The 19,478-nt window shown below is 72.9% G+C and carries 18 protein-coding genes; 15 read left to right on the top strand and 3 right to left on the bottom strand.

The features are described from left to right. Positions 1 to 17: 17 nt before the first annotated feature. Positions 18 to 1,985 carry a PE-PGRS family protein gene (locus ACLZN2_RS24460; protein ID WP_416981147.1) on the bottom strand — a complete coding sequence of 656 codons (1,968 nt, stop codon included), beginning with the start codon at positions 1,983 to 1,985 and terminating at the stop codon, positions 18 to 20. A gap of 114 nt (positions 1,986 to 2,099) precedes the next feature. Between ACLZN2_RS24460 and ACLZN2_RS24455 the strand changes: the two genes are divergently transcribed. Continuing rightward, positions 2,100 to 3,278, top strand: a complete 1,179-nt coding sequence (locus ACLZN2_RS24455; RefSeq protein ID WP_416981373.1) for an acyl-CoA dehydrogenase family protein — start codon at positions 2,100 to 2,102, stop codon at positions 3,276 to 3,278. 109 nt (positions 3,279 to 3,387) lie between these two features. Continuing rightward, complete coding sequence (locus tag ACLZN2_RS24450; RefSeq protein ID WP_416981146.1) at positions 3,388 to 3,996, top strand: helix-turn-helix domain-containing protein; 609 nt, start codon at positions 3,388 to 3,390, stop codon at positions 3,994 to 3,996. A gap of 108 nt (positions 3,997 to 4,104) precedes the next feature. Here the strand turns inward: ACLZN2_RS24450 and ACLZN2_RS24445 are convergent, their stop codons facing one another. Then, a complete protein-coding gene (locus ACLZN2_RS24445) occupies positions 4,105 to 4,959 on the bottom strand; it encodes an IclR family transcriptional regulator (protein WP_416981145.1) in 855 nt (284 codons plus the stop codon). A gap of 260 nt (positions 4,960 to 5,219) precedes the next feature. Continuing rightward, a complete protein-coding gene (locus ACLZN2_RS24440) occupies positions 5,220 to 6,584 on the bottom strand; it encodes an MFS transporter (RefSeq protein WP_416981144.1) in 1,365 nt (454 codons plus the stop codon). Positions 6,585 to 6,915: 331 nt separating this feature from the next. Between ACLZN2_RS24440 and ACLZN2_RS24435 the strand changes: the two genes are divergently transcribed. The 13 genes from ACLZN2_RS24435 to dmpG all read left to right on the top strand — a co-directional run bounded on the left by ACLZN2_RS24435 (position 6,916) and on the right by dmpG (position 19,439). Next, complete coding sequence (locus ACLZN2_RS24435; RefSeq protein WP_416981143.1) at positions 6,916 to 8,244, top strand: aromatic ring-hydroxylating dioxygenase subunit alpha; 1,329 nt, start codon at positions 6,916 to 6,918, stop codon at positions 8,242 to 8,244. Then, on the top strand, positions 8,241 to 8,618 hold the full coding sequence (locus ACLZN2_RS24430; protein WP_416981142.1) for a bifunctional 3-phenylpropionate/cinnamic acid dioxygenase ferredoxin subunit: 378 nt from the start codon (positions 8,241 to 8,243) through the stop codon (positions 8,616 to 8,618). The genes ACLZN2_RS24435 and ACLZN2_RS24430 overlap by 4 nt, the downstream gene beginning before the upstream one ends. After that, positions 8,615 to 9,889, top strand: a complete 1,275-nt coding sequence (locus ACLZN2_RS24425) for an NAD(P)/FAD-dependent oxidoreductase (protein ID WP_416981141.1) — start codon at positions 8,615 to 8,617, stop codon at positions 9,887 to 9,889. The genes ACLZN2_RS24430 and ACLZN2_RS24425 overlap by 4 nt, the downstream gene beginning before the upstream one ends. Then, entirely contained in the window at positions 9,886 to 10,455 is a 570-nt protein-coding gene (locus tag ACLZN2_RS24420; RefSeq protein WP_416981140.1) for a 3-phenylpropionate/cinnamic acid dioxygenase subunit beta, read from the top strand. The genes ACLZN2_RS24425 and ACLZN2_RS24420 overlap by 4 nt, the downstream gene beginning before the upstream one ends. 13 nt (positions 10,456 to 10,468) lie before the next feature. Next, positions 10,469 to 11,371 carry an alpha/beta fold hydrolase gene (locus ACLZN2_RS24415; protein ID WP_416981139.1) on the top strand — a complete coding sequence of 301 codons (903 nt, stop codon included), beginning with the start codon at positions 10,469 to 10,471 and terminating at the stop codon, positions 11,369 to 11,371. A gap of 3 nt (positions 11,372 to 11,374) precedes the next feature. Continuing rightward, positions 11,375 to 12,214: a 3-(cis-5,6-dihydroxycyclohexa-1,3-dien-1-yl)propanoate dehydrogenase gene (gene hcaB, locus ACLZN2_RS24410; RefSeq protein WP_416981138.1), complete on the top strand. Its 840-nt coding sequence runs from the start codon at positions 11,375 to 11,377 to the stop codon at positions 12,212 to 12,214. Between the two features lie 50 nt (positions 12,215 to 12,264). Beyond that, complete coding sequence (locus ACLZN2_RS24405) at positions 12,265 to 13,842, top strand: acyl-CoA synthetase (RefSeq protein ID WP_416981137.1); 1,578 nt, start codon at positions 12,265 to 12,267, stop codon at positions 13,840 to 13,842. 8 nt (positions 13,843 to 13,850) lie between these two features. After that, positions 13,851 to 14,363 (top strand): GNAT family N-acetyltransferase, encoded by a 513-nt coding sequence (locus ACLZN2_RS24400; protein ID WP_416981136.1) that lies wholly within the window; start codon positions 13,851 to 13,853, stop codon positions 14,361 to 14,363. Positions 14,364 to 14,596: 233 nt separating this feature from the next. Then, entirely contained in the window at positions 14,597 to 15,580 is a 984-nt protein-coding gene (locus ACLZN2_RS24395; RefSeq protein WP_416981135.1) for a zinc-binding dehydrogenase, read from the top strand. Positions 15,581 to 15,593: 13 nt separating this feature from the next. Further along, positions 15,594 to 16,532 (top strand): 3-carboxyethylcatechol 2,3-dioxygenase, encoded by a 939-nt coding sequence (locus ACLZN2_RS24390; RefSeq protein ID WP_416981134.1) that lies wholly within the window; start codon positions 15,594 to 15,596, stop codon positions 16,530 to 16,532. Continuing rightward, the gene (locus ACLZN2_RS24385; RefSeq protein ID WP_416981133.1) at positions 16,529 to 17,350 is read left to right on the top strand and encodes a 2-keto-4-pentenoate hydratase; all 822 of its coding nucleotides are present in this window, start codon (positions 16,529 to 16,531) and stop codon (positions 17,348 to 17,350) included. Before ACLZN2_RS24390 ends, ACLZN2_RS24385 begins: the two co-directional genes overlap by 4 nt. Next, entirely contained in the window at positions 17,347 to 18,324 is a 978-nt protein-coding gene (locus ACLZN2_RS24380) for an acetaldehyde dehydrogenase (acetylating) (RefSeq protein ID WP_416981132.1), read from the top strand. The genes ACLZN2_RS24385 and ACLZN2_RS24380 overlap by 4 nt, the downstream gene beginning before the upstream one ends. After that, positions 18,321 to 19,439 carry a 4-hydroxy-2-oxovalerate aldolase gene (dmpG, locus tag ACLZN2_RS24375; RefSeq protein WP_416981131.1) on the top strand — a complete coding sequence of 373 codons (1,119 nt, stop codon included), beginning with the start codon at positions 18,321 to 18,323 and terminating at the stop codon, positions 19,437 to 19,439. The genes ACLZN2_RS24380 and dmpG overlap by 4 nt, the downstream gene beginning before the upstream one ends. The last annotated feature ends 39 nt before the right edge of the window (positions 19,440 to 19,478 follow it).

Below are 19,478 nucleotides of genomic sequence, written 5' to 3'. Positions count from 1 at the left end.
GTCGGCAAACCAGCACACTACGCCCCCGCCGTGCGCGCCTCCGCCAGGATCCGGCGCATGACCGGCACGGGCAGCCCTGGATTCCGGGCCGCCGTCTCCGCGGTCTCGAGGTCCCGCAGCAGCCCCACCAGGGTGCGGGCGGGCAGCTCCCGGTGTCGGGCCGCCGCCGCGCGGACCGTGTCGTACGGGTCGCTGAGCAGCCGTACCGCCGAGGCGGCCGACAGCCGGGGGTCGGCCGCCGCCCGCGCCCGCACCTCCGCGCTCCCGTCCCGGCCGAACCGCTCCACCAGCTCGGGCGTCGAGTCCGGGTCGTCCAGCGCCAGCCGCCGCATCCGGGGGCTTTGGTCGTCGGCGTACCGGAGCAGATCGCGGCGCGGGAAGTTCGGGTGACCGTGCGGCCGGTCCGGGTGGCTGAAGCTGCCGGTCCACCACCGCCACACCGACAGCAGCAGTTCGGCGGGCGCGTCCTCGCACGATTCGGCGAGGAAGAGATGGACGACCCGGTCCTCGTCCCCGGCCAGTCGCTCGACGACGTCCGCCGGGAGGTGCCGGGCCCGCGCGACGCTCCGGCGCACGACGGGGTGGGTGGAGGCGGCGAGCCGGCGCATGGCGTCGGGGTCGTCGTGCAGTGCCGTGACCCAGGCGAGATCGTGACACATGGTCCCCGGATCGAACGGGAAGTCGATACGGGCGCGGTCCTCCTCGCGGAGACCGGGGTGCAACGACGCCTCGAACCGGACGCCGCCGTCCTGATCCTTCCCCAGGAGGAGGACCAGGTCGGAGTCCAGACGCGGATTGCGGGCGAGGCGCCGGCGCAGGGCCGGATCCTCGTCCCGGACCAGGCGTTCGGCGAGCGCGCGATCCAACCGGCAGCTCTCCATCGCCCGGTCCCGGGGTCCTTCGGCCGCGTCGAACACGGACCGAGGCATCGGGTGGTCCTCGTGGTGACACAGCAGGGCGGCGGTGCGGACGCTGCCGTGGCCGTCGTGCAGCAGATCCTCGCGCGTCCGCTCGTCCAGATGCGGCCAGGCAGGCCCGCAGGCGGCGGCCCGCACGGAGGCGTGGGAGTCCACCGCCAGGGCGGTCAGCACCGGGACCGGCAGCCCGGGCACCTGCGCCAGCTCCTCGCGGACGGCGGCGGAGGGGTCGGCGGCGAGTCGCTCGTACGCGGCGGGCGGAAGCTCTTTGTGGCGGGTCGCCCACAGGAGGCTCGCCCGGCGCCGGGGTTCGGTCTCGGCGAGGACCAGGCGGGTGTACTGCTCCGGCGTCAGATTCGGCTGGTGCTCGGCGAAGCGCGCGCGTACGTCCCAGTCCTCGTGGGCCATCGCCGCCTCGACCACCGCGGCCGACTGGCGGTAGTACGGCAGGTAGCCGGACAGGGGCAGAAGCTCGATCCGCAGGTCGTCCGGGACGCCGGGGTTGCCGCCGAGGCTCTCCGCCCACAGCAGCCAGAACTTCCTCGACGCCCCCGCGAGCAGCGACTCCCAGGCCTCCTCCCGCTGTCGCGGGGTGTCCTCGGCGGCCCTGCGCGCCTCCTCCTCGACGCGCTCCGCGATCCGGTCCACCACCGTGATCCGGACGCCGTCCGCATCGCCGGTCACACCGATCACCGTGTCCCCGCCGACCGCCATGGCGACGAACTCCGCCTGCCCGTCCGGCGTCGGGCGCAGCCCGCCCGCCAGATCCCACCCGGGCGTCAGCCGCACCCGCGCCCAGTGCCGGGGCCCGCGGCCGGCGCGGTCGCCGTCGATCTCGACGAGGAACAGGCCGTCCCCGTCGAAGAAGCCGCTCTCCACCGCGAGGCGATACCACTGCGCATTGACGTCCGCGCGCCGGTCTCCCGGCAGGGTGACCCGCGGCGCGGTCTCCCCGCAGGTGACCCGGCGCCAGGCCTCACGGGACGGCAGCGGCCCCTCGGAGTACCAGGGATCCGCGATCTCGAGTCCCGCCCGCTCCAACCGTGCCTTCATTCCGTCAACCGTCATGGGACGACATCCTCCCCGCAACCTTGCTCTTCCCGCCCTGCCATTCCCAATTACTGGAACACGTTCTACCGTGTGCGCCGTCAGGACACCGGCCTGGGGAAGCCTGGAGGCGCCGTGCACCTCGACCACACGCCCGAGCAGCAGCGACTGCGCACCGAACTGCGCGCCTACTTCGCCGAGTTGGTACCGGACAACGCCTACGCCCGGCACACCGACCCTGTCGGCGCGAAACGCTTCTACCGCAGGACCATCCGCCGCCTCGGCGCGGACGGCTGGCTCGGCGTCGGCTGGCCCAAGGAGTACGGCGGACGCGGCCTGACCCCGATCGAGCAGTTCGTGTTCTTCGACGAGGCCGCCCAGGCAGGCGTACCGCTGCCGCTGATGGCCCTGAACACCGTCGGCCCGACGATCATGCAGTACGGCACCGACGAACAGAAGACGTACTTCCTGCCGAAGATCCTCTCCGGCGAGATCGACTTCGCCATCGGCTACAGCGAGCCCGGCGCCGGCACCGACCTCGCCTCCCTCAGGACGCGGGCCGTCCGGGAAGGGGACGAGTACGTCGTCAACGGCCAGAAGATCTGGACGACCAACGGCGACACCGCCGACTGGGTCTGGCTGGCGACCCGCACCGACCCCGAGGCCCCGCCCCACAAGGGCATCACCATGCTCCTGGTGCCGACCACCGACCCCGGCTACTCCTGCACGGTCATCCGCACCCTCGCCTCGCACGACACCACCGCCAGCTACTACGAGAACGTCCGCGTCCCCGTCTCCCACCGGGTCGGCGCCGAGAACCAGGGCTGGCGGCTCATCACCAACCAGCTCAACCACGAGCGCGTGACCCTCGCCGCGCACGGCACCATGGCGATCCGCGCCCTGCACGACGTCCAGCGCTGGGCGGCCGAGACCAAGCTCGCCGACGGCCGCCGGGTCGTCGACCTGCCCTGGGTACGCCGCCGCCTCGCCCGGACCCATGTCCGGCTGGACGCCCTCAAGCTCCTCAACTGGCAGATGGTGGGCGCCCTGCAGAACGGCACCCTCACCCCGCAGGACGCCTCCGCCGTCAAGGTGTACGGATCCGAGGCCCGCCGGGACGCCTACGCCTGGCTCCTGGAGATCGTCGCCGCCCCCGGCGCACTCCAGGAGGGCTCGGCGGGAGCCGTGCTGCACGGCGAACTCGAGCGCGGCTACCGCTCCGCCGTGATCTTCACCTTCGGCGGCGGCAACAACGAGATCCAGCGGGAGATCATCTCCTGGATCGGTCTCGGGATGCCGAGGGTGCGGCGCTGACCTGCCGAGACGATGGCCGGGTCGTGGAGCGGGAACACCGGGAAGTCCAGGCCGGGCAGGCGGGACTCCCGCTCGGCAGGCGCCGAAGGCCCTCCCTTACAGTGGTCCCGTGTCATCGGCGAACAGCGTGGTGGCGCGCAATGTGCGCCTTCTCAGAGAGCAGCGGGGCCTGTCCCTGGCGGAACTGGCCCGTCAGGCCGGCCTGGCCAAGCAGACGCTGTCCAAACTGGAACTGGGGACGGGGAATCCCACCGTCGACACGCTCTTCTCCATCGCCGGAGCGCTCGGTGTGCCGGTGACGCGGCTGGTGGCCGAGCGGGAACAGGTCATGACCGTGCAGCGGGGCGACGACGTCGTCTGGGAGCGGCACGACGGATACGAGTCCCGCACCCTGGACCATGTGTACGGCTCCGGCGTCATCGAGAACTACCTGGTCCGCGTCAGTCGGTCACAGGGCGCGGACCGACCGTCCGAGCCGCATCCGGTCGGCACCCTCGAGCATCTGTATGTGATCAGGGGCCGGGTGCGGGTCGGGCCCGCCGACGCCCCGGTCGAGCTGGTGGCGGGTGACTTCGTGAGATACCCGGGCGACCGGCCGCATGTGTACGAGTCGCTGGACGGCGAGAGTCTGGTCCACATCGTGGTGAGCGTGCCGCGTGTGCAGCCGGGCACCGGCGGTATGACCGTCACCCGCACCCACGGACACGAGCGCTCCTGAGAGCCTGAGCGCCGTCGGGTCCGCGGACGCCGGCGGCCCCGAGTGCCGTCGGGCACCCGGGGCCGCAGACCGCGCCGCAGACCGCGCCGCAGACCGCGCCGCAGGACGTCAGGCCACGGGCAGGCCGTCCCGTCCCGACGGGACCGGGCCGCGTGCCTTCGCGGCGGTGACCGCGCGAGCCGCTTCGTGGGCCACGCGGCGCAGGGCTCCGGCGTAGCGCGAGGGGTCGAAGCGGTGGTCGGCGCCGGCGACGGAGAGCGCGGCCACGGGACGGCCGAGGGGACCCATGATCGGTACGGCGACGCAGGTCAGGCCGATGGTGGCCTCCTGGCGGTCGTAGGCGATGCCGTTGCGGCGGATGCGCCGCAGCTCGGCCCGGAAGCTCGCGGCGTCGGTGAGGGTGTACTCGGTGAGGGCGGGCAGCCCCGCGTCGATGGCCGCCTCGGCCGCGTCGTGGTCGAAGGCGAGCAGGGCCTTGCCGACGGCGGTGCAGTACGCGGGCAGCCGGGCGCCGATCCGGGAGGGCGAGCGCGCCGCGCGGTGGCCGTGGATCTTGTTGATGTACACGATCTCGGTGCCGTGCAGCACGGCCAGGTGCACCGTTTCGTGCGTCAGTTCGTACAGATCCGCAAGGTGTGGCAGCAGCCGCTCCTGTAGGAGCTGGGGCGTCGGTCCGTAGACGCGGTTGCCGATGTCGAAGAGCTGGGTGCCGAGCCGGTAGTTGCTGCCGACCCGCTCGACGAGTTCGTTGCGCTGGAGGATGCCCAGCAGGCGGAAGGCCGTCGACTTGGTGAGACGGGCGCGGCGGGCCAGTTCGCTGACGCCGACCTCCCGGTCCTGTTCGGCGAGCGACTTCAGGAGGACCAGCGCCTTGTCGACCGCCGTCTGCTGCTCGGGCACGGGTCTCGGTGCACCGGGGTGCGGGCGGTCGGCATGCTCGGGAGAAGAGGCGGTGACGGGCATGGGCAGACTCCGGGGGGAAGAACCGAGTGATCCGAGAGGGCGACCAATCAAGTAGACGTGCGTCCAATGTAGGAGACCATGTCGGACTTGTAAACGCCACGTGCGACGGCCGTTCCGGACGCCCTCCGAAGGAGCGCGGAGAACTGCGCGACCGGCCACGACGGAACCGCCCGTCGCGCACCGGTGGCACGACGGGCGGTTCGCGACCCTCGGCGTGACCCGTCGTTCGGGCCCCGCTCGGGGTGATGGGGCGAGGGACGTCAGGCGCTGAAGTCCCGGTCGCGGGTCTCGGGCAGGGCCAGCACGCAGACCAGGCTGACCAGGCACAGCGCACCGGCGTAGGCACCGAGGACGAGCGGCGACCGCCAGTGCGAGTTCAGCCAGGTGGCGACCAGCGGGGCGAAGCCGCCGCCGAAGGTGGCGGCGAGGATGAAGGTCGCCGAGGCACCGGTGTAGCGCAGCCGGGCCGGGAACAGCTCCGGCAGGAACGCCGCCATGGGCGAGAACATCATGATGAACAGCACGAGCCCGACGGTGAACGCCCCGGCGATCAGCGCGCCGTCGCCGGTCCTGAGGGAGCCGAACATGGGCAGGGCCCACAGCACACAGCCCACGGCGCCGGTCAGCATCACCGGGCGCCTGCCCACCCGGTCGGCCAGCATCGCCACCGGCACCGTGGCGGCCACGACGGCCCCGGCGGCGATGCTCGTGGCGGTCAGCATCGTGGGCTGGGGGATACCGAGGGCCGTCGGGCCGTAGGAGAGGCTGTACACGATCGTCAGGTAGTACATCGCGGAGCCGCCGATCGCCGCGCCGATGCCCAGGAGCAGCCTGCCGGGGTGCTCCTTGACCAGGGCGACGAGCGGGAAACGGGGTACGTCGGCCGCGGCACCGGTGGAACGCCGCTCGAACACAGGGGACTCGGTGACCCGGGAGCGCACCCAGAGGCCGACGGCGATCAGGACGGTGCTCAGCAGGAACGGAACGCGCCAGGCCCATGCGGCGAAGCCGTCCTTGCCCGCGATCGCCAGCGTCGGCAGGATCACGGCGCTCGACAGCAGGAAGCCGAGCGGCGGGCCCGCCTGCGGGATCGACGCGAACAGGGCGCGGCGGCCGGGGGGCGCGTGCTCCGCCGCCAGCAGCACGGCGCCGCCCCACTCGCCGCCCAGGCTCACGCCCTGCAGCAGACGCAGCGCGACCAGGAGCACGGGGGCGACGATGCCCGCCGTCGCGTACGTCGGGAGCAGTCCCACGCCGACCGTGGACAGACCCATCAGCACCAGGGAGAGGAAGAGGGCCCGCTTGCGGCCGACCCGGTCGCCGATGCCGCCGAACAGCACCACGCCGACCGGTCGGGCCAGGAAGGCGGCGGCGAAGGTGAGGAAGGCGGCCAGGGTGGAGACGGTGGCGTTGCCGGCGGGGAAGAAGGCCGGGCCCAGGACGAGGGCCGCGGCCGTGCCGTACACGGCGAAGTCGTAGTACTCGATGGTGGTGCCGATGAGGCTCGCGACAGCGACCCGCGACACGGTGGACTTCCCTGTGGGCTTCTGTGCGGCGGATGCCGCCGTGGTGGTGATGGTGGTGACGCCGGTCTGTGTGGCGTCGCTCGTGGCCTCGGAGGACATGAAGCGGCTCGATTCCGATCAGGCCCGGATGCTCAGTGATCCAGGACACACGGTGGGGATTGAGCCGGGACTGTAGAGCCCCGGCGATGGCTCGAAAGATCCGTGTTCCGTTCTGCGGCACGACACATCGGGCGCACCCGGCACTCCGGTGCCAACGGCATGACGCGGTCCACGGCAGCGGTGTGCCGCAGCACGGAACAGCGGCTGTGCCGTTCCCCGGTCGGTGACGTCTGCTGGGCCCCATGCACCGACACGACACCGACGGCGCCGGCCCGCACACCCGGGCCGGGCGGCGCCCGGCAGGTCCGGCCCCGTTCGAGGAGGCCCAGCGATGACGTCCACCCCTGCCCGCCCCGCGGCGCACCGCCTGGCCCGGGTTCCCGAGCCGGCCGTCGACGTCAGCGGGTACTTCGACCTCGACCGGGGCCTGATCGACCGCACGATCTTCGGCGACCGGGCGCTCTACCGGCAGGAGTCGCGCCGGGTGTTCGCACCCAGCTGGCTGTTCCTCGCGCACGAGAGCCAGTTCGGCAAGCCCGGCGACTTCTTCACCACGTACATGGGGGAGGACCCCGTCATCGTCGCCATGGGCCGGGACCGCAGGCTGCGGGCGTTCCTCAACGCCTGCCGGCACCGGGGGATGCGGGTCTGCCGGGCCGACGCGGGCGCGACGAAGGCGTTCACGTGCAGCTACCACGGCTGGTCGTACGACATGGCGGGCGAGCTGGTCAACGTCCCCAACGGTGAGGACTACCCGGCGGACTTCGACCGCGAGCAGTGGGGACTGACCGAGGTCGCCCAGCTCGACACGTACAAGGGGCTCGTCTTCGCGACCTGGAATCCGGACGCGCCGCCGCTCATGGAGGCGCTGGGCGGAATGACCTGGTACATGGACGCGATGCTCGACCGCGACCCGGAGGGCACCGAGGTCGTCGGCGGCGTCCACAAGTGGGTGCTGGAGGGCAACTGGAAGCTGGCGGCCGAGCAGTTCGCCTCCGACTGGTACCACGTCAACATCTCGCACGCGTCCGCGCTGATGGTCATGTCGCCGTCCGGCAAGGGGCCGAAGACGGAGATCGTGCGGACCCCGGGACGGCAGTACACCGATCCGCTCGGTCACGGCGCCGGTTTCCCCACCCACCCCAAGAGCCGCTTCGACGACCGGGTGGTGCACGGCTACTACGACTACGACGCGCTGCGCGAACGGCTCGGGGACGCCCGGGTCGAGGGGCCCATGACCACCGGGCACGCCACCGTCTTCCCCAACTTCTCCTACCTGCCGGTCAACGGCTCCATCCGGGTCTGGCACCCCAAGGGCCCCGACCGGATGGAGGTGTGGGCCTGGACGGTCGTCGACCGGTCCATGCCGCAGGAGGTGAAGGAGGCCCAACGGCTGTACAACCTGCGCACGTTCGGGCCGACCGGCATCTTCGAGCAGGACGACGGCGAGAACTGGAGCGAGTGCCAGGCCACCGCGCACGGGTTCATGGCCGGGTCGATGATCCTCAACTACCAGATGGGGATAGGGCTCCAGACCGAGGACGGCGTCCATCCGGGCACCACCGGCCGCCTTTACAGCGACGGCGCCGCCCGCGGCTTCTACACCCGCTGGCGCGACCTGATGAACACGCCCGCCTGGCACGAGAAGGAAACGCGATGACCCTCACCCGCACCGGTGTCCGCGTCGCCGCCGTCGGCGACATCGAGGAGGGCGAGGCGCTGAAGGTGCCCGCCGGGACCACAGGCCACGACGACGCCATCGCCGTCTTCCACGACGACGGCGCCTACTACGCCCTCGACGACACCTGCTCGCACGGCCGGGCCTCCCTCGCCGACGGCTGGATCGAGAACGGCGAGGTGGAGTGCCCGTTGCACGGCGCCCGCTTCTGCCTGCGCACGGGGCAGCCGCAGTGCATGCCCGCCACCACCGGCGTGCGCGCGCACCGGGTCGAGGTCCGTGACGGCGGGATCTGGCTGCACCCCGGGACCGACCCCGACCCCGGCTACGGTCCCGGTCCCGAGGCCGTCGGATGAGCCCGCCGCGGAGCGTCGCCGTCGTCGGCGCGGGCCTGGCCGCCGTCTCCGCCTGCGACGCGCTGCGCGCCCAGGGCTACGACGGCGAGCTGGTGCTGTACAGCGCCGAGCGGGGACTGCCGTACGACCGGCCACCGCTCAGCAAGGACGTGCTGCTCGGCGAGGCCCGGCGCGACGACGTCCTTCTGCGGCCCGAGCGGTGGTACGAGGAGCAGCGCGTCGACCTGCGGGACGGCACCCCGGTGCGGGCGATCCGACCCCACGAGGGCGGCGTCGAACGGGCCGACGGGGTGGTGGCGGGCGCCGACCGGGTCGTCCTGGCCACCGGTGGCACTCCGCGGACCCTGCCCGTGCCCGGGGGAGACGACCCGGCCGTGCACGTCCTGCGCACCTGGCAGGACGCGGAGCGGCTGCGGGAACGGCTGCTGCCCCGGTCCCGGGTGACGGTCGTGGGCGCCGGGCTGATCGGCGCGGAGACGGCCGCCGTGGCGGTGGCCCTGGGCTGCCGGGTCACCCTGGTCGACCCGGTGCCGGTGCCGCTGGCCGCGGTGGTCGGCGACGAGATCGCGGGCGTCCTGCACCGCCGGCACACCGCCGAGGGCATCGAGGTGATCACCGCGGGTGTCGAGCGCGTCGAACACCGCCCCGGCGCGACGGAAGTCCTCGTCCACCTCGCGGGCGACGGCGTGGGCGACGGCAGGGTCGTCGCCGCCGACACGGTCGTGGCGGGCATCGGCATCCGCCCCGTGACCGGGCTCGCCGAAGCCGCCGGACTGCGGGTGGACAACGGCGTCGTCGTCCACCCCGGGCAGCGCACGTCCCACCCGAACGTGTTCGCCGTGGGGGACGTGGCCCGCCTCGACGGCCACCGCGTCCGCCACGAGCACTGGGATGCCGCCCAGCTGGGCGGCGCGGCCGCCGCCCACGGCATCCTCGGCCGCCCGCTCCCGCCGGCCGGCGCGACCTGGTTCTGGTCGGACCGCCACGGCTGCCGCCTGGAGGCGGTCGGCACGATGGCGGACGCCGAGCGGACCGTGCTGCGCGGTGCGCCGGACAGCGGCGCGTTCACCGTCCTGGGCCTCAGCGGCGACCGGCTGGTCGCGGCGGCGGCCGTCGACCGCGCCCGCGACATCAAGGCGGCCCGGCGGATCATCGACCGGGACGTGCCGGTCGACCCCGCCCTGCTCGCCGACGAGGGCACCGACCTGCGCACGGTGCTGAAGCGATCCGACACCGCACCGGACGCGGCCCGCGGGAGGACCCACCGATGAGCATTCACACCCCGGAGCCGACGGTCACGGCCCCCTCGTCCCCGTCCCTCGACGACGACATCCGCCTCCACTTCGAGGTGCAGAGGCTGTACGCCACCGAGGCGCGGCTCCTGGACCAGCACCGCTACGCCGACTGGCTGGAGCTGTTCGCCGACGACCTGCACTACTGGGCGCCGGTGCGCACCAACCGGCTGCGCAGACAGCAGGCGCTGGCGGACGGCGCCCCCGGCGAGGTGGCGATCTTCGACGAGACCAGGGCCAGTCTGGCCTGGCGGATCCGCCGCTTCGAGTCCGGCATGGCCTGGGCCGAGGAACCCCCGTCCCGGACCCGGCACCTGATCACCGACGTCCTGGTCCGGACGGCCGACGAGCCGGGCGAGTACGTCGCCGAGTCGTCCTTCCTCTGCTACCGCAACCGCCTGGAACGCGAGGTCGACCTCTACGCCGGCGGCCGGACCGACCTGCTGCGCCGCGACCCGGACGACGGACGGCTGCTGATCGCCCGCCGCACGATCCTGCTCGACCAGAACGTCCTGCTAGCCAAGAACATCAGCACCTTCCTGTGACCGGAGACCTCTCGTGACCACAGCACCCACCGGAGAACACCGGCTCACCGAAGAACACCGGCTCACCGGAGAACCCGAGCTCGTCGAGCACACCGTACGGACCACGCTGGGGCCCATCACCGTCAGCGAGGCCGGTACGGGACCGGTGCTGGTGATGCTGCACGGCGGCGGACCCGGTGCGAGCGCCGTCGCCAACTACCACCAGAACCTGCCCGCCCTCACCGGACACTTCCGGGTCGTCCTGCCCGACCAACCCGGCTTCGGCGGGAGCTACCGGCCCACCGAGGAGGACCTGGACGCCCGCAGCATCACCGAGATCACCGTCGACGCGCTGCTGCAGACCCTCGACGCCCTCGGCATCGACCGCTTCCACCTCCTCGGCAACAGCCTCGGCGGCGCCGCCGCCATCGCCACCGCGCTCACCGCCCCCGAGCGCGTCGAGAAGCTGGTGCTCATGGCCCCGGGCGGCGGCTGGCTGCCCTTCGGGCCGACCCCGACCGAGGGCCAGAAGGCGATGTTCCGCTACTACAACGGCGAGGGCCCGACCCTGAAGAAGATGCGGGACTTCATCGGCGTGATGACCGCCGAACCGAAGCGCTGGGCCGACACCGCGCAGGCCCGCTACGAGGCGTCCCTCGACGAGTCCCACGTCGCCTTCTACCACCGCTACAACGCGGCCTTCGCCAAGCGGCACGGAATGGACCCGCTCTGGCAGCGCGTCCACCGGATCACAGCGCCGACGCTGCTGCTGTGGGGCCGCGACGACCGCACGATCACCCTGGACGGCGCGCAGCTCATGCTCAAGCAGCTCCGCGACGTCCAGCTGCACGTCTTCGGCGGCTGCGGCCACTGGGTGCAGCTGGAGCGGCAGGCCGCGTTCGAGCGTCTGGTCACCGACTTCCTGAAGGAGGACTGAATCATGGGCTGGCTGGAGGGCGAGGTCGCCCTCATCACCGGCGGCGGGTCCGGCATCGGCCGGGCCGTCGCGCTCCGCTATCTCGCCGAGGGCGCGCGCGTCGCCGTCCTCGGCCGCAGCGCCGGACAGCTCCAGGACGTGGTGGGCGCGGCGGGCGACCGCGGTGACCGGGTGCTGGCGGTGCCGGGCGACGTACGCTCCCCGGACGACCTGCACGCCGCGGTCGAGGCGACCGTGGAGCGGTTCGGCAGGCTGGACGTCCTCGTGCCCAACGCCGGCATCTGGGACTACCACCGCAGCCTCACCCGGCTGACCGGCAAGGAGTTCTCCGAGGCCTTCGACGAAATCTTCGCGATCAACGTCAAGGGGTACGTCCTGGCCGTGGAGGCCGCCTGGCGCGAGCTGGTCGCCACCCGCGGCAGCATCGTGATGACCCTGTCGAACGCCTCCTTCCACACCGACGGCGGCGGCGTGCTCTACACCGCCAGCAAACACGCCTGCCTCGGCCTGCTCCGCCAGTTCGCCTACGAACTGGCGCCGAGCGTGCGGGTCAACGGCGTCGCCGTCGGCGGCATGCGCACCCAGCTGCGCGGCCCGGAGAGCCTGGGCCTTCAGGGCCGTACGCTGGCGGCCTCCTTCGCCCGCAACGAGGCGTCCGGCGACACACAGCCGCCGCTCATCCCCTTGTACGACTCCAGCGTCGAGCCCGAGGATTTCACCGGTCCCTACGTCCTGCTCGCCTCCCGTGCCGACAGCGGCACCGTCACCGGTGCGGTCATCCCCGCGGACGGCGGCATCGCCGTACGGGGCTTCCGCACACCGGCCGGCGGCGCCGGCCTCTGACCACCCTCCGCCACCTCACCCGTACGACAGCCATCGAAGGAGCCGCCGCCATGGCCGCCGTCGACATCAGCCCCGCCGCCGCACTGCGCCGCAGAGCCCGGTTCCCCACCCACACCGCCGTCCTGTACGAGGGCCGCGAGATCTCCGCCGGACGGCTCGCCGCCACGGCGGACGAACTCGCCGCCGGTCTGGCCGGGAACGGCCTGCGCCGGGGCGACCGGATCGCCTACCTCGGCTTCAACAGCGTGACGTTCTTCGAGACGTTGATCGCGGCAGCCCACCTCGGGGCGGTCTTCGTCCCGGTCAACTTCCGGCTCGCCGCCGACGAGGTGCGCCACATCCTGAACGACTGCGGCGCCCACACCCTCGTCGTCGAGGAGACCCACCGCGAACTGGCCGAGTCGATCGCGGACGAGGTCCCGGCACGCCGGCACCTCCTGGTCGACACCGACCCCGCCTGCCCCCCGACCACCACCGCGGCCCCCCTGTGGACCCCCCTGTCGTCCTGTCTGGGCGGCGACCGGACCACCCGGGAGCCCGTGCCGCTGTACGACGACGATCTCGCCGTGCTCATGTACACCTCGGGCACGACGGGCCGGCCCAAGGGCGTCATGCTCAGCCACGGCAACATCTGGTGGAACGCGGTCAACGTCGACAGCGTCGTCGACACCCGCGCCGACGACGTGAACCTGGCCGTCGCCCCGCTGTTCCACATCGGCGGACTCAACGCCCTCACCCTGCGCACCCTGGTGCGCGGCGGCACCGTGATCCTGCGCCGCGGCTTCGACCCGGCCCAGTGCCTCGACGACCTGGTGCGGCACCGCGTCTCCACCTTCTTCGCGGTGCCCGCCATGTACGCCGCCCTCGCGCGCGTGCCCGGCTTCGCCGAGGCCGACCTGGGCGCCCTGCGGTCCGCGATCGTCGCCGGGGCCCCCGTACCACCGCAGCTGATCAGGGACTACGGCGAGCGCGGCATCCTGCTCCAGCAGGCGTGGGGGCTGACCGAGACGGCACCGTTCGCGACCTACCTGCCGGCCGGGCTGACCCTGCGCAAGGCGGGCTCGGCGGGGGCGCCCATGCCGTACACCGAGATCTGCCTCGTCGACCCCGTCACCGGCGTACGCGTCCCGGAGGCGGACGCGCGCGGCGAGATCTGCGTCCGCGGCCCGAACGTGACCGCCGGCTACTGGAACAACCCGGTCGCCACCCGCGCAGCCATCGACGACGCCGGCTGGTTCCACAGCGGCGACATCGCGTACCGGGACGAGGACGGCCACTACTACATCGTCGACCGCCTCAAGGACATGATCATCAGCGGTGGGGAGAACGTGTACCCCGCCGAGGTGGAACGCGTCCTCGCCGCCTGCCCCGGGGTCGTGGAGGCCGCCGTCATCGGGGTGCCGGACCCGAAGTGGGGCGAGACCGTGCTCGCCGTCCTCACCTGCGAGCCGGGCGTGGCGCCCACCGTGGAGGAGGTCCGCGCCTACGCGGGCGACCACCTGGCCCGCTACAAGCTGCCCACGCGCGTGATGGTGGCCGAGCGGCTGCCCCGCAACGCCAGCGGCAAGCTGGTCAAGGCGGAGCTGCGGCGCTGGGTCGAGGCGCACCGGCCCGCCGGGACGGTGTGAGCCCCGGCATGGCCGGCGCCTTCGGCACCGTACCGGCGCTCGGCGAACCCCGGCTCGGCGACAGGTGGCGGCTGCGCGCCCTCGTCGGGCCGCCCACCGGGCCTCCTCCCCGTCCGGGGGAGCGGACGTACGCCGTGCGCGCCGCGGCCGGCGGACCCGAACTGCTCCTGGACGTCCACCGCGTCTTTGCCCATCCGGTGCGCGCCTGCTATCCGTTCGGCGCCCACGATCTCGTGGTCGGCCTCGTCCTTCCGGGGCCCGACCCGGCCGGATCCGGGCGCGCTCTGGCCGCGCGTCTGCTGCGCGACCTGGTCCCCGCCCTGTTCGCCCTCGACCCACGGTGCCGCCGGGTGGTCGCCGCCCCGGACGAGGACGACACCGCCGGCCGGCTCGCCCTGGCGGAGGGCGGCTTCCGCCGGGTCGCGGAGGCGGACCTGCCCGGCGGCAGTGTGGTGCTGTTCGCCGCGGAGCCACCGCGGATCACCGCACTGTCCACGGCCCTGGACGACATGCCCCACTGACGACATGCCCCACTGACGGATCCCGCCCGCTGGCCCCGACCGGACCCGAGCCGGCCGGGGCAGCGGGCTGCCCGCGCCCAGGCACCGGCACAGGTCCGCCACAGGTCCGGCGCAAGTCCCGGTCCAGGCTGTTCCGCCGCCGGTCAGGGCGTCTTCGCCCCTCGCGCCCAGGGTGTGCTGCACAGCGGCACACCGGCTATGGCCCGATGCCCGGTCGGGGCGAACGTGAACGCGTGCTAGCTGCAACCGCGATTTCCCAGAGCGCCACCGACCCCCTGTCGGGGCTGGTCCTGCGCGACGTGCCCAGACCCGAGCCGAGGCCCGGCTGGTCCCGGGTGCGCGTCGAGGCCTCCTCCCTGAACATGCACGACCTCTGGACGCTGCGCGGCGTGGGCCACCCCGCCGACCGCCTCCCGATCGTCCTCGGCTGCGACGCCGCCGGCTACGACGACGACGGCAACCCGGTCATCGTCCACCCGGTGATCGGCGACCCGGACGCCGGAGGCGGCGACGAGACCCTCGACCCGAACCGCGCCCTGCTGTCCGAGCGGCACGACGGCACGTTCGCGGAGTACCTCGTCGTACCCACCCGCAACCTGGTGCCGAAACCGGCCTGGCTGTCCTTCGACGAGGCCGCCTGCCTGCCGGTCGCCTGGACCACCGCGTACCGCATGCTGTTCACGCAGGCCCGGACCAGGGCCGGCGACCGGGTGCTCGTGCAGGGGGCGGGCGGCGGGGTCGCCTCGGCCGCGATCAGGCTGGCCGTGGCGGCGGGGGCCGTCGTGTACGCCACCAGCCGCAGCGAGACCAAGCGCGCCGAGGCCCTCTCGTGGGGGGCGCGGGCCGCGCTGCCCACCGGTGAGCGGCTGCCCGAGCGGGTCGACGTCGTGATCGAGACCGTCGGCGAGGCGACCTGGTCGCACTCCCTGAAGTCGCTGCGGCCCGGCGGCACGGTCGTCGTCGCCGGCGCCACCAGCGGCGCCAACCCGCCCGCCGACCTGAGCCGGATCTTCTACCTCCAACAGCGCGTCCTCGGTTCCACCGGCTGCACGCGCGCCGAGCTGGTCGCGATGCTGCGCATGCTCGAGGCCACCGGCGTGCGTCCGGTGATCGACCGGGTCCTGTCGCTCTCCGGCATCCACAAGGGCTTCCAGCTCATGATCGACGGTGAGCTGACCGGAAAGCTCGTCATCCACCCGCCGGCTCCCCGGCAGTAAGGAACCACCAGCCATGACCGCCGCAGCCGTGGGACTGTCCCACTCGCCGCTCATCGGCAGGAACGACCCGGACGCCGAGGTCCTGGCCCGGGTCGACCGGGCCGTGGCGGACGCCCGGGAATTCGTCCGCGCGTTCGACCCCGACCTCGTGGTGCTGTACGCGCCCGACCATTACAACGGGTTCTTCTACAACGAGATGCCGCCGTTCTGTCTGGCGACCGAGGCGCACGCGGTGGGGGACTTCGGTTCCCCGGCGGGCCCGCTGTCGGTCGACACGGGCGCGGCCAGGGCCCTGGCGCAAGGTGTCCTCGACCGGGGCGTGGACCTCACCGTGTCCGCCCGGATGACCGTCGACCACGGGTTCGCGCAACCGCTGGAGGTGCTCTTCGGCGGCATCGACCAGGTGCCCGTCGTCCCCGTCTTCGTCAACGGGGTGGCCACCCCGCTCTGCCCCGTCAGCCGGATCAGGGCCCTCGGAACGGCGGTGGGCGAGGCCGTCGCGGACCTCGACCGGCGGGTGCTGTTCCTCGCCTCGGGCGGTCTCTCCCACGACCCGCCCGTCCCGGTCCTCGACGGCGCTCCGCCGCGGGTCGCCGACGCCCTCATCGAGGGCCGCCCGCCGACCCCCGAGCAGCGGGCCAGGGGCGAGGAACGCGTGGTCCGGGCCGGCCGTGACTACGCCGCCGGGTCGACCGCGATGATCCCCATCAACCCCGCCTGGGACAACCGGCTCCTCGACCACCTCGAGCGCGGCGAGCTCCCCGAGTTCGACGCGTGGACGGTGGAGTGGATGGCGAAGGAGGGCGGCGGCTCGGCGCACGAGGTCCGCGCCTGGATCGCGGCGTTCGCCTCCCTCGCGGCGACCGGCCCGTACGCCATGACGTCCCGGTTCTACGAGGCGATCCCCGCGTGGATCGCCGGGTTCGCCGTCGCCACGGCGCAGGGGCGGTGACCGTGACGGCACACACGCCCCTGGCCGCGGACGCGGTGGCACGGGCCGCCGCCCGGCTCCGCACCGCCGTCGACGAGGGCCGCCCCGTCGCCCCTGTACGCGATCTGATCGGCGAGCACGACCTGGCCGCCGCCTACGCCGTACAGCGGGAGCTGACCCGCCGTCGGCTGGCGGACGGAGCGGTCGTGGTGGGCCGCAAGATCGGCCTGACCTCCCCCGCCGTCCAGCGTCAACTCGGTGTGGACCAGCCCGACTTCGGGGTGCTCTTCGCCGACATGGACGTCTCCGGCGAGGCCGAGGTGCCGTCCGGGCGGCTGCTCCAGCCGAAGGCCGAGGCGGAGATCGCCTTCGTCCTCAAGGAGGACCTGGCCGACGGTGATCTGGACGCGGCGCGGGTACGCTCCGCGGTCGACCACGCGGTCGCCGCGCTGGAGATCGTGGACAGCCGCATCGCCGACTGGGACATCCGCCTCACCGACACCGTCGCGGACAACGCCTCCAGCGGACTGTTCGTCCTCGCGGACCAGCGGGTCGGCCTGGACGCGTTCGAGCCGCGCGAGACCGTCATGCGGCTGTACGCCGACGACGTGCCCGTCTCCGAGGGCCACGGCGCGGCCTGCCTGGGCGACCCGCTCAACGCGCTGGCCTGGCTGGCCCGTACCGCGCTGGAGTTCGGGGACCCGCTGCGGGCCGGGCAGGTCGTCCTGTCGGGCGCCCTCGGCCCCATGGTCCCGGCCCCGCCCGGCACCCGGATCCGGGCCGAGATCGGCTCGCTCGGCGTTGTCACCGCCTCGTTCTCCGAGAAGAGGGACATATGACCACCCCCAGGACCAGGGTCGCCAGGACCAAGGTCGCCGTCATCGGGTCGGGCAACATCGGCACCGACCTGATGATCAAGGTACTGCGTCTGTCGGACAGGCTGGAGATGGGTGCCATGGCCGGCATCGATCCCGCCTCCGACGGGCTCGCCCGGGCCGCACGGCTGGGCGTCCCCACCACGCACGAGGGCGTCGACGGCCTGATCGCGCTTCCCCACTTCGACGAGATCGACATCGTCTTCGACGCGACCTCGGCCAGGGCGCACCTCGCGAACGCCGCGAAGCTCGCCCCGTACGGCAAGCGGCTCATCGACCTCACCCCCGCCGCGATCGGCCCCTTCGTGGTCCCGCCGGTCAACCTGGACGAGCACCTGGACCTGGGGGCCGACAACCTCAACATGGTCACCTGCGGCGGCCAGGCCACGATTCCCATGGTCGCCGCCGTCTCCGCGGTGACACCTGTCCACTACGCGGAGATCGTGGCATCCATCGCCTCCAGGTCGGCGGGTCCGGGCACCCGCGCCAACATCGACGAGTTCACCGAGACCACCGCCCACGCCATCGAGTCCGTCGGCGGCGCGGCCCGCGGCAAGGCGGTCATCATCCTGAACCCGGCGGAACCACCGCTGATCATGCGGGACACCGTGTTCTGTCTGACCGGCGACGTCGACCGGGACGCCGTACGCGCCTCGGTGGCGGCCATGGCCGAGCGGGTCGCGCAGTACGTGCCCGGCTACCGCCTCAAGCAGGAGGTGCAGTTCACCCCGGTCACCGACGACGAACCCGTGCACACGCTCGTGCCGCGGGACGCGGGCCCGGTCACCACCCGGGTGTCGGTGTTCCTCGAAGTAGAGGGCGCCGCCCACTACCTGCCGGCCTACGCCGGAAACCTGGACATCATGACGTCGGCCGCCCTCCGGGTCGCCGAGTCGATCGCACAGCGCAGCACGGCCCCCGCGGAGGCGACCCGATGACGACCCCGGCGACAACCGCAGCGACAACCACAGCGACAACCGGACCGGCAACCGGACCGGCAGCGGGAACGGCAGCGGGAACGGCAACGGGAACGAAGCTCTACATCCAGGACGTCACCCTGCGGGACGGCATGCACGCCATCCGGCACCGCATCGAACCCACCGACGTGGCCCGCATCGCGGCCGCCCTCGACGCGGCCGGAGTCGACGCCGTCGAGGTCGCCCACGGCGACGGCCTCGCGGGCGGCTCGCTGAACTACGGCCCCGGCAGCCACACCGACTGGGAGTGGATCGAGGCCGCGGCCGACAGCATCGAGCACGCGCGCCTCACCACCCTGCTGCTGCCCGGCATCGGCACCATCAACGAACTGGAGCGCGCCCACGCGCTCGGCGTCCGCTCGGTGCGCGTGGCGACCCACTGCACCGAGGCCGACATCGCCGCCCAGCACATCGCCAAGGCCCGCGAACTCGGGATGGACGTCGCCGGGTTCCTGATGATGAGCCACATGGCCCCGCCCCGCGAACTCGCCGCGCAGGCACGGCTGATGGAGTCCTACGGCGCCACCTGCGTGTACGTCACGGACTCCGGCGGCCGGCTCACCCTCGACGGCACGCGCGAGCGCGTCCGCGCCTACCGCGACGTGCTGGACCCGGCCACCGAGATCGGCGTGCACGCACACGAGAACCTGTCCCTGTCCGTCGCCAACAGCGTCGTCGCCGTGGAGGAGGGCGTCACCCGGGTGGACGCCTCCCTCGCCGGTCAGGGCGCCGGCGCGGGGAACTGCCCGATCGAGGCGTTCATCGCCGTGGCGACACTCCAGGGCTGGACACACGGCTGCGACCTGTTCGCCCTCCAGGACGCGGCGGACGATCTGGTCCGGCCGCTGCGCGACCGCCCCGTGACCGTCGACCGCGAGACGCTGACCCTCGGCTACGCGGGCGTGTACTCGTCCTTCCTGCGGCACGCCGAGACGGCCGCCTCCCGCTACGGCGTGGACGCCCGGACCCTCCTGCTGGAGGTGGGCCGCCGGGGCCTCGTCGGCGGCCAGGAGGACATGATCATGGACATCGCGCTCGACCTGGCGGCAGCGGGTGAGGCAACCGCCCGACGATGACCCTCTGTTGGCTGGCGCCGGCCGGCGATCCTGGACACA

This window comes from Streptomyces sp. T028, assembly GCF_048159505.1.
Classification (GTDB): domain Bacteria; phylum Actinomycetota; class Actinomycetes; order Streptomycetales; family Streptomycetaceae; genus Streptomyces.
This window is presented reverse-complemented; position numbering and strand designations above follow the sequence as displayed.